Origin of the sequence: Chlorogloeopsis sp. ULAP01 (assembly GCF_030381805.1) — a bacterium.
In the GTDB taxonomy this organism is placed as follows: Bacteria; Cyanobacteriota; Cyanobacteriia; order Cyanobacteriales; family Nostocaceae; genus Chlorogloeopsis.
Map to the genome: position 1 here is coordinate 1 of NZ_JAUDRH010000023.1, position 14474 is coordinate 14474.

The window sequence follows — 14474 nt, forward strand, 5'->3', positions numbered from 1 at the left end:
CCAGCGCGTTGGGCGGCTACCCTCCGGGAAGCCGCTTCGCGTCTAGTGCCGACTTGTAGCGACTGGCGAAAGGGTTTCCCGGCATAAAGCACGTGGCGTCATCTGGCGTGTATAAGGGTTTAGGGGTGTAGGGGAAAGAATCCTCTTTCATACTTGGTGGTGTACGAAGTTCATAGGGACTGCCTACCTTCAAATTCTCTAGAAAAACATCGGGTACAATAGCAGGTTGTAAAATTTACTGACGCGGCTTCACGAACAACCAGAGCAATTTCCCACCCAGTCTTGGGTTTTTAGTAGTATCACAGAAGAACAGACACTAGCTGATATTAAGGTTGGACTAAATATTATCCTTAAAGGTATAGAGGCGATCGCTGTGGAATGTTAAATTAAACAGCACAACTAAAGAAGCGGTACACCCCTATCACCGCTACGAATAATCAGAATATCTTCTTGCAACTATAAAAATTACCTATGCTGATCCAAGATACACAAAAACGTAATTGGCAACCCATTATTAAAGAATTTGAGGCTGTACTTGGCAAAAATGGCGTAGTACAACGCCGCGAGGAACTTATCACCTATGAATGCGACGGATTAACCAGCTATCGCCAACGCCCAGCTGTGGCAGTATTACCCAGAACTACAGAACAAGTGGCGGCGGTAGTAAAGATATGCAATAAATACTCTGTTCCCTTTATTGCTCGCGGTTCTGGTACTGGTTTGTCGGGTGGTGCTTTGCCGATTGCGAATAGCGTATTGATTGTTACTTCCTTAATGCGGCAAATACTTAATATAGATTTAGAAAACCAACGTGTGATTGTTCAACCAGGGGTGATTAATAGTTGGGTAACGCAAACAGTAAGTGGTGCTGGATTTTACTATGCTCCCGATCCTTCCAGTCAAATTATCTGCTCTGTTGGTGGTAACGTTGCCGAAAACTCTGGGGGAGTGCATTGTCTCAAGTATGGTGTGACTACAAACCACGTTTTGGGGTTAAAAATAGTCACTCCTGAAGGTGAAATTCTAGATTTGGGCGGAGAGATACCCGAAATGCCTGGTTATGATTTAACGGGTATATTTGTTGGTTCGGAAGGAACTTTAGGAATTGCTACAGAAATTACGCTGCGAATTCTCAAAAGTGCAGAATCAATCTGTGTTTTACTGGCAGATTTTACAAATATTGAAGCAGCTGGGCTTAGTGTTTCTGACATCATCAGTGCAGGAATTATTCCTGGCGGGATGGAAATCATGGATAATCTCAGCATCAACGCCGTAGAAGATGTCACAGCGTTAAATTGTTATCCTCGCGATGCGGCTGCAATCCTGTTAGTAGAAATTGATGGTTTGGAAGTGGAGGTTGCAGCAAATAAACAAAGAGTAGCAGAAATTTGTCAACAGAATGGAGCACGTAATATTACATCTGCAAGCGATCCAGAACAACGACTGAAATTATGGAAAGGACGCAAAGCAGCTTTTGCCGCCGCCGGGCATTTAAGTCCAGATTATTATGTACAAGATGGAGTAATTCCTCGTACTCAATTGCCCTATGTACTGCAAGAAATTGAAGCATTAAGTCAAAAATATGGTTATCGTATCGCTAATGTGTTTCACGCCGGCGATGGCAATCTTCATCCGTTGGTTCTTTATGATAATTCTGTTCCAGGTGCATTGGAAATAGTGGAAGAATTAGGTGGAGAAATTCTCAAATTGTGTGTGAAAGTTGGTGGGAGTATTTCTGGTGAGCATGGCATCGGTGCAGATAAAAAATGCTATATGCCAGAGATGTTCACAGCAGCAGATTTAGAAACAATGCAATGGGTGCGGCAAGTTTTTAATCCTCAGGGTTTGGCTAATCCTGAAAAGATTTTCCCGACTCCGCGCACGTGTGGAGAAGCTGCAAGAGCGATTAGTGAGAGTGGCAAGAAGTTTGAAGCCATCGAAGGGGTGGAGCGGTTTTAACTTCAATCGGGAGAAGTACCTCGCTATACGAAGTTAGCGTAGGGATGAATCCCGAACAGGGTCTATAACTAGGAGGGAGAATCTTGAGATTCTACATATTGTTTTAGTTGTTCAACTGTTACGCCGCCACAACTAGCAATGAAGTAGGATTTAGTCCATAGTACTGAGTCTTTCCAGTCAAAACTTTTTAGGTATTGTTGGTGATTTTTATTTATCATCCTACTAAGTATTACAAAATTGTGTCAACAGAGTTGAATTAGCTTTTGATAGATTTGTAAACCCAGATCACACAGGTAAAAGATTTGGTAAACCAAGATTCAAAGGTAAAGGTAGATCTAGGTCATTTACTTTTACACAGATGAATCAATGCTGTATCAAAGGCAACAAGATAAAGTTGCCAAAGATTGGCGAGGTCAAGTTCATTTACCACCGACCTATACCCGATGGCTTTACTATCAAAACAGCAACAGTTAGTGTCAAAGCTGATGGTTGGTATGTTGCTTTGAGTTTAGAGGATAAGTCAATTCCAGTACTAATTCCTCAAGAAAAACCAAATCAAGAAAATACAATAGGTATCGACCTTGGTTTGATTGATTTTTTAGTAGATGATTCCGGAAATGCTGAACCGATTCCACAATATTATCGAAAATCGCAAGATAGGTTAGCTAAGTTACAACGGAGAGTCTCTACAAAGAACAAAGGTAGCAAACGTAGAGCTAAAGCTGTTTCTAAAGTTGGGAAGCAACATCAGAAAGTAGTAGATAAGCGTAAGTTTTTTCATCATCAAGTGGCTAATAAACTAGTCGCTAAAGCTAAGTTTATCGCTTGTGAAGATTTGAATCTAAAAAATTTAGCTAAATCACGATTGGCTAAATCAGTCAATGATGCTGGTTGGGCTAGCTTCTTGTCAATACTAAAACTCAAAGCTGCAAATGCTGGTGGATTAGTAATAGAAGTGAATCCAAACGGAACTAGTCAACAGTGTTCTAGTTGTGGTACTAAAGTATCAAAATCTTTAGCACATAGGTGGCATTGTTGTCCTAAATGCGGATTAGAAATAAGCCGTGATCACAACTCAGCCATTGTAATCAAAAATCGTGCAATCGCGGTAGGGCATTCCGTGATAGGCGTAAAGCCTGAAGCTCGAACTAAAAAACCGATAAGCCCTCGCTGTACCTCAAAGAGGTCAGCGTAGGGAGTATGTCACCTGCTTGATAGTACTTATGTGAAAATAGGGCAGACACAGGAGCCACTGCGCCCCTGCGGCTACAGACTTCTCTGTTTTCATTGCCTTGTTTCTGAAAAGAATTGCTTTAGTTCACTTAGTTCTGTACTCTAAGGAATGTAGCCTACTTTTCCTTGAAGCTGCACTCTGGACATCTACGCATCTACACAATCAGTGTGACGATATTCTACGTTTAGTTCCCTGATGGGGGAATTTTACGTAGGGCAACTGTCTCACTTGAACAATTCTGTGTCCTTAAATTGTATTGTTATGAATATTTGTAAAATTTGTCTACGTCATCAAATTTTGATAATTTTTTGTGCAAAGATTTTAAGACAATATTGAAAATCACTGATGTCGCGTTTTGACTGACCTGCAAATGTAGCATAGCTTGTATTAGCAGGAAAAATTAAACTTACTCCCATAAGCTTTACTAGCTTTCCAACTAGAAGCACACATTATTCAAATAAGCGTCAATCAACGCTAAAAGTACTTTGCCTTAGGCGCTAAAAAGTATCTACCACAACTTTTGTATATGTATGAGAGAGCGCCTAGTAGACTCAGCTACCACACCCCAGGGACTCTCGCATGACTATTAATCCATCTGAATCTACCACAGAGTTGGCACAGCCGTCTTGTCAGCATTTTCAGATCAATACAGATATAAAAAATCAAAATCATCAACAGTTTCTTTGCAGCATTTGCAATTATGTGCAGGCATCTGTATTTGTGATTGATGTTCTGGAGGATGGTAACTTTCGGTATTTGGGGATCAATCCAATTCATGAGCATCGGATTGGCATGAGTTCAGAGGAGCTGCAAGGAAGAAAACTGGAGGAGGTGCTGTCACCAGTAGATGCAGCAAGGGCGCGTCAGCATTATGCAGATTGCGTACGCTTTGGTAAAACTATTTCCTATGAAGAATGTCTGGAATTTCAAGGAATTCCCACATGGTGGAGTACAACTTTGACTCCTTTATGGGATGAAAGTTCACGTATTTACCGCTTGATTGGTACTAGTACTAATATTAGCGATGCCTCACGGCAAGCCGCTACGCGTCTGTGCAAGCAAGCAGAAGAAGCACTACGCCGTCAAGCCGAGCGGGAAAAGCTGTTAGGAACAATCACCCAAGGGATTCGTGACTCTTTAGATTTTGATGCGATACTCAATCAGATAGTTACGGAGCTACGGCGATTTTTGATGAGCGATCGCGTGTTAATTTATCGCTTCCAGGATGATAGCAATGGAGTCATAATTGCAGAATCTACAATTGTTTCCGGTACTTCGCTGGTAGGAATCAATCTTCAAGTTAGCTGTTTTACCGAAAGACACTTAGAGCGCTACAAAAGTGGTTGTATTCAAATTGTAGAGGATATATATGCAGCAGGATTGCATCCTTGTCAAATTGATGTTCTGGCTTCTTTGCAAGTGAGAGCTAATTTAGTAGTGCCGATTATATTTCAGCAAGATTTATGGGGGCTATTAATTACCCAACACTGCTGTGAACCACGACAATGGCAGCAAACAGAAATAGATTTGTTAGAGCAATTAGCAACTCAAATTGGCATTGCCGCCCAACAAGCAAAACTGTATCGGCAAGTACAAGCTCTGCAAGCTCAGTTGAAATGGCAACAGCAAACTCTACAAGTTCAAGGCTTGATGCAGCGCCTGAGTGAGCAAATTCGTGACAATCTGGATATAGATCGGATTTTGGAAACAGCCACTGAGGAGTTAGGACGTATATTACAAGCCGATCGCTGTCAAATCGAACTATATAATGCTCGCAACACCCTTGCGACTGTTGCCCACGAATACACCACCACTCCTCCTTTGTGCCAAGGAGCTGTGAGAGTAATTGAAGACTTTCCTGAACTTTATGAGCCACTGTTGCAAAAACAATCCTTGCAATTTGGGAAAATTATGCGGGATTGGAACCCAAGGTTAGTTGTAATCACACAGCTTGCTTGTCCAATTTTTGATCTACAAGGAGTGATGGGAAATATTTGGCTAACTAGGGCAACAGAAAAAGAGTTTGAGGGATGGGAAGTTAATCTGGTGCAGCAAATCGCCAATCAATGTGCGATCGCTATTTGTCAATCTCGTCTCTGGCAACAAGCTAAGACACGCTTAACAGACATTGAAACACTCGAAAACCTCAAACACGAATTCCTCAGAACCCTTTCTCATGAACTGCGAACACCAATTACAAGTATTTGTCTTGCTGTTCAAACACTAGATAGCATCATCAGACAAGAAAATGTATTAGATACAGAGCTTGTATCTCAGCTTTTACAGATTCTCCAAAGTGAGTGTGGGCGAGAAAGCAAATTGATTAATGATCTACTGACACTTACATATCTAGAGGCTGAAATCGAACCTTTAACTTTAATTACAATCGATTTACAATCCTGGCTTCCTCCGATTGTTGAATCTTTTCGAGAACTTACCGCTTGTCATCAACAAAACTTAATTTTGGATATAAATGGTGAGCTTCCTTGCTTAGAAACTGATATTACCGACTTAGAACGTATTATCACAGAACTGTTAAATAACGCCTGTAAATATACGCCTGCTGGTGGTTCTATTATGATTGCTGCTTCTGCTGTAGGGGATACCGTACAGATTAGCGTTACTAATTATGGCATTGGCATCGCCACCAACGAACTTTCACGCATTTTTGAGCCTTTTTATCGCATTCCCCAGCATGATCCGTGGAAACACACAGGTACAGGAATGGGATTGGCATTAGTACAGAAGCTGGTAAAACATTTAAAAGCTTCAATTCGTGTAGAAAGTCAAGCAGCTTTTACTACTTTCACTCTCAGTTTACCGAGAGAGATTAAAGTATGATAAATAAATGTCTAGCAAATATACTGCTAACTATATTGTAAATTATAGACTTATTTCCGACTCAGCAACTAGAATGAATACTGAATATATTTATATATACACTGCATTATGTAATACAGCAGCCTGAACTGAGATTTCACAAAGCAGAAGTAGTGAGGCACTAGAACAGAAGTGCCTCTATACAATTATTTTTTACTGGGCTTTAGACTCAAAACTAAAGTTGTTATTAATACAGATTGCCTTCTGCCTCTGACTTTTTTTGTAAAACCAGCAAAGCAATTAAAAGTTAGTAATTAGCTACACATGGAAAATATTAATTTTTTCCCTTTATCCCAAGTATCTAAAACCAAATTTGACTGCACATTTATAACTAAGCAGCCTACAAATAAACACTTTCATAGTGGAATAGCACAGCTTTTGTCTGTGGCGGTTACTATAACAGTTTTCAATTTTGCAGGACAAGCGTTAGCACTGCAACGAGGAGATAGCAGTTCGGAAGTTAGTAATCTTCAGAGATGTTTACAAAGCTTAGGGTATTTTCAAGGGCCGATCAATGGCAATTTTGGTGTATTAACTGAAGAAGCTGTAAAAAAATTTCAGCGAGCTAATAATATAGGTACGACAGGAATAGTAGGGGCGCAGACTCAACAAGCCCTACAATACGTATGTCAAAATGGACAGTCTCGTCAAAGCTATACTTTCAGTAATACTAGCGATCGCTTTTCCTATAATCTCAGTGAAGGCGATGCTGGGCCAGAAGTGTCAGAATTGCAAAGAAAATTACAACAATTGGGCTATTTTAAGGGAAATCCTACTGGCTATTTTGGTACTACAACTACAAATGCTGTAATTCTTTTCCAGCAACATAACCAACTCCCACCTAGTGGCATTGCCGATCCACAAACCTTGGCACAAATATCTAGAGCAATGGGAAGCCCAAATTCTGCTTGTTCAATAAATAGCGGTTATATCTGTTTAGGTGAGAAAAGTTCGCGAGTGTCAACAGTGCAACAACGTCTGCGCCAACTAGGATTTTTTACAGAGGAAATCACGGGTTACTATGGTGCAACAACAAGAAATGCCGTAGCGCAATTCCAGCGAGATGCTGGAATGTATCCAACTGGAAATGTAGATTTTTCAACTTGGCAAAGATTAGGATTAGGTAGCAATAACCCCCCCACTGCAATTAACAATCCTACCCCTGCGAATCGGAATCGGTATGTAGTAGTTGTACCAATTCGTCGGGCTGATACTCTTCCTAGAGTGCGTCAGTATATTCCCAAAGCTTTTGCAGCTAGATCCAAATTGGGACATTATGTGAATGCTGGAACATTTCGCGATCGCTCTGAAGCAGAAAAGCATTCTCAATTTTTACGTGAACTCGGTTTTGATGCCCGCGTAGAATACTTTTAGTCATTAATTGAGGAAGAAACAGTGCAGGTAGGGTTAGTATGTGCATCACCAGAAAACGAAGACTGTCAAATCACGTTTCAAAATTTTCAGATTGAAGCAATATAAATAGTTGATGGGGTATGGGAAAGAGATTTGCCCATGAACAACTGTCTTAAAAACAGAGCTAGGGAGAGTAAGAGAGAATTTTTCTGTTTGTCTGTTCTCCCTATTTTCTATCCCTTTACTTCCCACGCTGCTTGAAAAAAATCTCGCTCACATAACATGGCATAACGATAAGTCGAGTCAGTCAAGGCAGAAGTAGTTGCGTAGCATTCAACTAAACTTTCTAATTCTTGTGCCAATGACTGAAAATCACCGCCACTGTAAGTACGAATCCAGTCTGCATACTGATGATTGGGAATGCCATCTTGAGCTAACTGTTCTCCTAAAAAGGCATAAAGACGCATACAAGGAGACATCGCCGCAGCAGTTAAACCCATATCTTTTCCCCAAGCAGTAGCCAACAAAAAGTCTGTATAACGACGGGTAGCGGCTCCTATTTCTACAGAATGCAAATTAACATTCCACTTAGCTGCGTAGCTTTCATGCAGCCATAGTTCTTGCAGCACACCTCCAGCTAAATAATGAAATGTATTAAAACCTTGCCAGTCTGGAGCTTTAGCAGCAGCGATACTGTAGGCACGGGCAAAGGCTTCTAGAAAAAATGCATCTTGTCCTACATAATAAGCAAATTTATAGGTTGCTAGAGTACCATTTGCAATACCTTGGACAAAGGGATGTACTAGACAAGCTTGTGCTAGTTCTTGATTTGCTTCCCACAATTGGTTAGAAATAGTCATTAGTTAGTGGTTAGTGGTTAGTGGTTAGTAGGGGAGGCAGCGCGTTGCGGAGCCAGTGCGCCCTTGCGGGTTAAGCGCGTCGAGTGCGACTGCCGTGCGGGTTTGATAAATAATCTTTCACTGAAACCAACAATCTATCTTCTCAACCCGCCCGTACAGTGATTAATTGTCTCCTTGTTTCCCCCTCCCCGCGTCTTTGCGTCTCCGTGTCTTCCCATCCTCCACTCTCCCCCTTTTCCTAAAAGGGTGTTAACTGAAGAAACAGTGAAGTAATTCCTCCCAAAAAGTCCATAAAATTTGGTTTACCACGATCTACTTGGGCTGTTTGGGGTGTTTGCAGTTCTTTCATAAAAGCTTGTGCGGTTTGCATACCTTCACTATTTTTTTGGTTTGTAAATAATTTTTCAGCAGTCTGGGCATCTTGAAAAGCGCCTTGTCTGTCAAATAGTTGGTAGCGGGCAACACCGCGAGCTAGGTAAACGATCGCATAATCTGGTTGAAGAGCGATCGCTTGCTCGAAATAGTCGATCGCTTGTTGATGGTTACCTTTTTGTGCTTCAGCAACACCCCAAGCATAGAAATCTTCTGATTTGGCAATTTGTAATGGCACGCCCAAGGCACCTTGTAAATTGGCGCTACTGAGATTCACACCAGTCATTTCTGCATTTACTAAATAAGTACTTCTCAAATCTGTACCCACTAGAGTCGCCCCATTCAATTTTGCTCCACTTAAGTTAGCACCAAATAATCCTGCACCACTTAAGTTGGTGTTACTTAAGTCAGCACCACTGAGGTTGGCACGACTGAGATTTGCACCACGAAGATTAGCTCCTCTCAAATTTGCATTACTCAAGTCAGCCATTACTAAACCAGCACCACTGAGATCACAATCACGACATTGTTTGTTTGCTAACAGTTGCCTAATATGCTCTGAGTTGGCAGCTACAGCAGTTTGTATAGTGCTGATTATACTTACAAATGCGGCTATAGCTATAATTTTGTTTTTCATAATCGGTGTGGTATTATCTGCGCTTTCTACTGCATAATTCACTTACTTGTAGACACATTTATACCTCAGCATATTTTTTCTGGCATCAATTTTTGAGTCACTACTGCAATTTTGCGCAAATAATCATCGGTGGTGCTGTACTACAAGTTCATCAGCTACTAATCTAGATTTGATAGTCTCTGTTGCTACTTACACAAATAAAGAATGGATAACGACTTTGTTTTTTTTCTCATCGGCATTGTTGTTCTTGTGCTGTATCTTGTGTTCTCAGCTTTAACTGAGATGGGTACTAAACTACCTTGGAAAAAGTAATTGCTGTGGGGACAAATATTAAGCGATCGCTTGCACATCAGCAAGACTCAAGACAGCAATCTGCAAGTCACTAGAGTTTTGGGAGTGTAGATCTACAAAATCATCACTCCAAACTCTGCAAAGAATTTTTTGCGTTTTTTGCGTAAATACATATTATGTTGAGAATTGTTTTCTTGATAGATTGCACAGTATTGGTATGATTTTCTTTAATCGCGAACTATATTTATAATTTTTTGCTACTATTTCATCCTCAAAATTAGCAAAAGAAAATTATTTTATGTTCCACAATAACGTCAGTTAATTTATTCTTAAATAAAAAATATAGTGCAATCTACAATAGAGTGAAAAATTGTAAATAAATTGTGTCAAAATCTATCTTTTTTTTCATAAAAAATAGCAAATTAATCAGTATAATTACTATTATTTATGCTTTGATAATATGTATTAGACATTAAAAAATACATCAACAAATTAGAGTGGTAACAGAGTTACGGCAGTAATATAGTTTATTTAAAATTGCTCTGTTGTAAATTACTCCACTCTTTAAAAAGCAAATCTACAAATAGTTTTTTCTAACATCAGGGATCTGGGTAAATTGCAGATAAAACATCAACTATACCCAGAAATATTGGCTTTGCAATTTATATATTTAATCCAAAAACTTGGAGGTGCTTCAATGGGTTATTTGACTAAACTAAATAACTTCAAGAGAGTTATAGGGTTCAGTACGTTTTTCTCTGTAATTTCTTGTTTAGTTCCTGAAGCTGTTCTAGCCACGCCCTATTTAAGTTATACTTTTGTTGCCAATCAGGGAGAAAGTACCTTTACTTTTGTTCTCAACACTTCTGTGAAAGATTCACAACCTTCATCAGAAAGAGGTTTTTATCCAAGATCTGTGATTAAAGCTCAATATGTATGTGCAGAAGAAATAAATGATTTATGCTCTGGTACTATTAAATTCAAACCAGGTAGTATTAAAGCTTCTCGAATATCTGAATCTGACATAAACAGACAAGGAAATGAATCACTGGATTCTAGTTGGATTGGAGGTACTAAATATCACGTTAACTTACAAGAAATAGGTACTTCAACTAAGCTCCAATTTATCGTTTATAGCAAATATAAAGATGAAATAGGTGATTTACCTAGCAGTGGATTCAACGGACTTATATCAATGGCGGTAAATGATGAAGACTTTACACCTGCTTCGCAAGGTTTAATAGTAAATGCTGTTCCAGAAAGTACTCCAGAAGATACAGCATCTAATCTCTTAGGCGTTGGGGCTATAGGTACAGTATTGTTCTTGAAACGCACAAATGCTTCTAAAAAACTAGCTGAAACTAAATCTAATTCTCTTGAGTAAACGTAAAAGTAGGGTGCGTTAAAGCAGCGCGTAACGTACCGCCCCGTTAGTGGTGCGTTACAGCTAGTTCTTATTCTCTGAAACTCTCAAATCTTTTCATAGCCGTAACACATCCTACTTACTAAATCTAATTCTCTTGAGTAAACGCAAAAGTAGGGTACGTTAAAGCAGCACTTATATGAAATATGCTGTAAGTAAAGTCTGGTTCGTTTTTTCTTTCCTAGAAAATCTCAAAATTAGCCGTTTTTAATGATAAATTTACATTATAATATGGGTCTATCTCTAAGTTTTCAAAGTAATTCTTCCATTTCTGATTTAATTGATGCCATTCTCCTGGTCTTAATCCTTTTTGTCTACTAGCTGATTCATAATGTATTAATTGGGCATAGGGTGTGACTACATTACGATATCCAGCTTGATATGCTCTTAAACATAAATCAACATCATTATAGTTCAAGGGAAAATCCTCATCCAATCCTTGCAACTGTTGAAATATCTCTTTTCGCATCATCAAACACGCAGCAGTTACAGCCAAGTAGTTTCTGTTAACAATATTTGAGCAATAATAACCAGAGTATTCGTTATCAAAACCATAAAATGCATGACAAGGATTTCCTTCGAGAATTAGCACTCCTGTATGCTGTATTCTCCCATCCGGAAATAAAAGTTTTGCACCCACTGCACCAATTTCCATCTGTTGTGCAAGTTCTAACATCGATTCCAGCCAATCAGGAGTAATAACTTCTGTATCATCATTTAGTAATAACAGAAACTCTCCTTTAGCTTTTGCTGCACCCTTGTTAATTCGCATTGAAAAATTAAAGGGTTCAGCACAGCGCACTAGTTCTACATTACTAGCAGTGGTTCTTTCTAAAATTTCTTTGGGAATATCATAACCATCTACCACAACAATCTCAAAGTTGCGGTAGGTACTCACCTGTTGAATACTGCGGAGGCAATTTTCCAATAGACACAGTGAATTTGAAGGAGTTTCTATTGTTGTACCAGCACTAGGAATAATGATACTAACTAAGGGATTGCCAATAATATCACGCCGAACTCTGTAAATTCCGGGATTAATAGTTTCCTCTACACGCCCTGGATATCGACTGCGCTCCAACATAGATTCTAGAGCTTTTCTACCAGCAGTGTAAGCCCAAGGCTTTGCTTGTGAACCAGAAGCGGCTGAGACAGATATGCTGCGCCAGTGGTAGAGAATTTTTGGAATGTGGTAGATGTTCTTGGTTTTTTCTACAACTCTTAATACCAAGTCGTAATCTTGTGAGCCGTCATACTCACTGCGGAAACCGCCAATTTCACCAATAATACTAGTCCTATAAACACCTAAATGACAGGTGTACATGCAAGAATAAAAATATTCTGGCGACCAATCTGGTTTAAAGCAAGGTGAAAATCGGCTACCATTCTCATCTATTTTGTCTTCATCGCTATAAATAAAATCTGCTTCTGGATGTTGATTAATTAATTTGGCATTTTCAAATAAAGCATTAATTGATAATTCATCATCGTGATCTAAAAGTGCAATATATTCTCCCGTAGCTACTTCTAAAGCAGAGTTACTAGTTGCTGAAATATGCCCATTTTCTGTACGAAAAATAACTTTGATGCGTGGATCGAGTTTACTGTAATTAGTCAATATGGAACGAATATGAGGATAAGTAGAGGCATCATCAGCAATACAAAGCTCCCAATTAGCATAGATTTGATTGCGAACTGATTCAATCGCTTTTTCTAACCATTTTGCCTCTACATTGTAAACAGGCATAATAATTGAAAATTTTGGATGCAGTTGCCATTCCTTAATTTGCTGAATAGCAGATGTGATATATTTTTGGGTAAAAGTATTTTTTTTAATCCATTTTTGATACGCTATCTTATTTTTCAATCGAGATTTAGTTATTTGATATATAAAACCTAATAAACCTAGTATTCCTCGCCTTTTGTAAATATTTTTTATTTTTTGTATTTTACTATTTGTATGAATTTGCATACTTTATTAATTTTTATGATTAAAATTAATTTTTCTTTTGAGCTTTAACCATTGATTTCTCAATTGCCAAAACTTACTATTTTCCATTTCTTTAACCAGAGTTTTTAATCGATAATTTTCTGCATTTTGATATTGTAACTCTGTTTGCAATTGGTAAATATCTGAGTATTTATGACTTACTTGCATTACATATTCTAATCTTCTTTTAATTTTATCTCCAATTACTTTAGGACTCAACATAGACTGAATATCTTGAGCTGCTTTTCCACCAACTTGTTTTGCTTCTTCATAATTATTAAATACGTATTGCATTAAATCTGCTGCATGGTGAATATCTGGCTCCGCCCATACATTTCCTTTTTTGTAAGCGCCGTAATTTTCTGCTAATTTTACTAAAGAGTACTTGACAAGAAAACTATTACCAATATTCATAAATTCAGTATTAGCTGAGTAGGCAGTTGCTATAACCGGTTTACCGTATAACATAGCTTCTGCCATCGTCAATCCAAAACCTTCAGAACGATGTAAAGATACATAACAATCACAGTGGTAGATAAGCGCGTTAAGTTCATCTTTGAGTAAATAATCGTTTATTAATTTGATATTTTTAAATCCTTCCATTAAGACTTTTAATTTCTGGAGTTGTTCAGGAAAATATTTGGCGTTAGAAAATTTAATTACTAATAGCACATCTTGATTTTCTTTTCCGAATGCAAGTTGAAATGCTTCAATAATTGCTGTGGGATTTTTACGTTCAAAAATGCTACAAAAATCAAAGATAAACAGGAAAATAAATTTATTCTCAGGTAAGCCTAATGCTTGTTTAGTGGCTGAAGGCTGCGGAAGGAAGAGACTATGCATAACCTTCAGTACTGGAATAGGAGATACAGGTGCGATCGCTTCTGTGCAGTAACTACTGGGTGTCCAGATTTCATGAAAAAGATTAAGAGCAGGTAGCCATTCTTTTGGGAATTCTGGAAGTTCCCATGCCCAAAATCCAATGTTATATTTTTTCTGAAAATATGCAGGACTAGTAGAATTAATAAAAGTGTGGATCATATCCACATTGACTTGTACAATATTTACTGGATAAGGATTTTTCTCTGAGAAATCAGTGTAAGTAGAGTCTAACTTTCTGTGCATGGTATTAAAATTGCAATTGTTAATTACAAAAGGAATACCAGCAGCTTCTAAAGCTCTTATAGTTCCTCTAACTCCTTCACCTAGTCCAAATTCACTGTTTACATAGCCTGAAATATTAACACCAAGAGGAAAATTTGCAACCTTAGTTGAAATTTCGGGTGTTGATTGCATAATTGTCCTCCTTGAATATCTAATATATTTTTGGATTGAAAATCGCTGGCTGTATCTAGGTTGTATTTTCTAAGATCATGATGCTTGCTTTGACAGCACCAGTTGATGAGAGCGTTACCTGTAAACCTGTAAATTAAAACAATATTTAACTCACATAAGTAGCACAGTACAAAGAAATT

Annotated in this window: 9 protein-coding genes and 1 pseudogene; 5 read left to right on the forward strand and 5 right to left on the reverse strand. The window is 38.5% G+C overall.

Features of this window, described 5'->3' with window-relative positions:
* Positions 1-471: 471 nt before the first annotated feature.
* The gene (gene glcD, locus QUB80_RS33000) at positions 472-1959 is read left to right on the forward strand and encodes a glycolate oxidase subunit GlcD (protein ID WP_289793687.1); all 1488 of its coding nucleotides are present in this window, start codon (positions 472-474) and stop codon (positions 1957-1959) included.
* Between the two features lie 68 nt (positions 1960-2027).
* On the opposite strand, the gene QUB80_RS33005 is transcribed toward glcD, so the two are convergent.
* Positions 2028-2177 (reverse strand): transposase, encoded by a 150-nt coding sequence (locus QUB80_RS33005; protein WP_289793688.1) that lies wholly within the window; start codon positions 2175-2177, stop codon positions 2028-2030.
* 20 nt (positions 2178-2197) lie between these two features.
* Between QUB80_RS33005 and QUB80_RS33010 the strand changes: the two are divergent.
* The 3 genes and pseudogenes from QUB80_RS33010 to QUB80_RS33020 all read left to right on the forward strand — a co-directional run.
* A pseudogene (locus QUB80_RS33010) lies at positions 2198-3154 on the forward strand (RNA-guided endonuclease InsQ/TnpB family protein); the annotation flags it as partial.
* Between the two features lie 618 nt (positions 3155-3772).
* A complete protein-coding gene (locus QUB80_RS33015) occupies positions 3773-6034 on the forward strand; it encodes a PAS domain-containing sensor histidine kinase (RefSeq protein ID WP_289793689.1) in 2262 nt (753 codons plus the stop codon).
* 423 nt (positions 6035-6457) lie between these two features.
* Entirely contained in the window at positions 6458-7447 is a 990-nt protein-coding gene (locus tag QUB80_RS33020; RefSeq protein ID WP_289793690.1) for a peptidoglycan-binding domain-containing protein, read from the forward strand.
* A 212-nt stretch (positions 7448-7659) separates the two neighbouring features.
* On the opposite strand, the gene QUB80_RS33025 is transcribed toward QUB80_RS33020, so the two are convergent.
* Both QUB80_RS33025 and QUB80_RS33030 read right to left on the reverse strand, forming a co-directional pair.
* Positions 7660-8286 (reverse strand): TenA family protein, encoded by a 627-nt coding sequence (locus tag QUB80_RS33025; protein ID WP_289793691.1) that lies wholly within the window; start codon positions 8284-8286, stop codon positions 7660-7662.
* Between the two features lie 238 nt (positions 8287-8524).
* A complete protein-coding gene (locus QUB80_RS33030) occupies positions 8525-9295 on the reverse strand; it encodes a pentapeptide repeat-containing protein (protein WP_289793692.1) in 771 nt (256 codons plus the stop codon).
* Between the two features lie 940 nt (positions 9296-10235).
* On the opposite strand from QUB80_RS33030, the gene QUB80_RS33035 reads away from it, so the two are divergent.
* Complete coding sequence (locus tag QUB80_RS33035; protein WP_289793693.1) at positions 10236-10970, forward strand: hypothetical protein; 735 nt, start codon at positions 10236-10238, stop codon at positions 10968-10970.
* A gap of 220 nt (positions 10971-11190) precedes the next feature.
* On the opposite strand, the gene QUB80_RS33040 is transcribed toward QUB80_RS33035, so the two are convergent.
* Together QUB80_RS33040 and QUB80_RS33045 are read right to left on the reverse strand one after the other, a co-directional pair.
* The gene (locus QUB80_RS33040; RefSeq protein ID WP_289793694.1) at positions 11191-12981 is read right to left on the reverse strand and encodes a glycosyltransferase family 2 protein; all 1791 of its coding nucleotides are present in this window, start codon (positions 12979-12981) and stop codon (positions 11191-11193) included.
* A 6-nt stretch (positions 12982-12987) separates the two neighbouring features.
* Complete coding sequence (locus tag QUB80_RS33045; RefSeq protein WP_289793695.1) at positions 12988-14295, reverse strand: glycosyltransferase; 1308 nt, start codon at positions 14293-14295, stop codon at positions 12988-12990.
* Positions 14296-14474 lie beyond the last annotated feature (179 nt).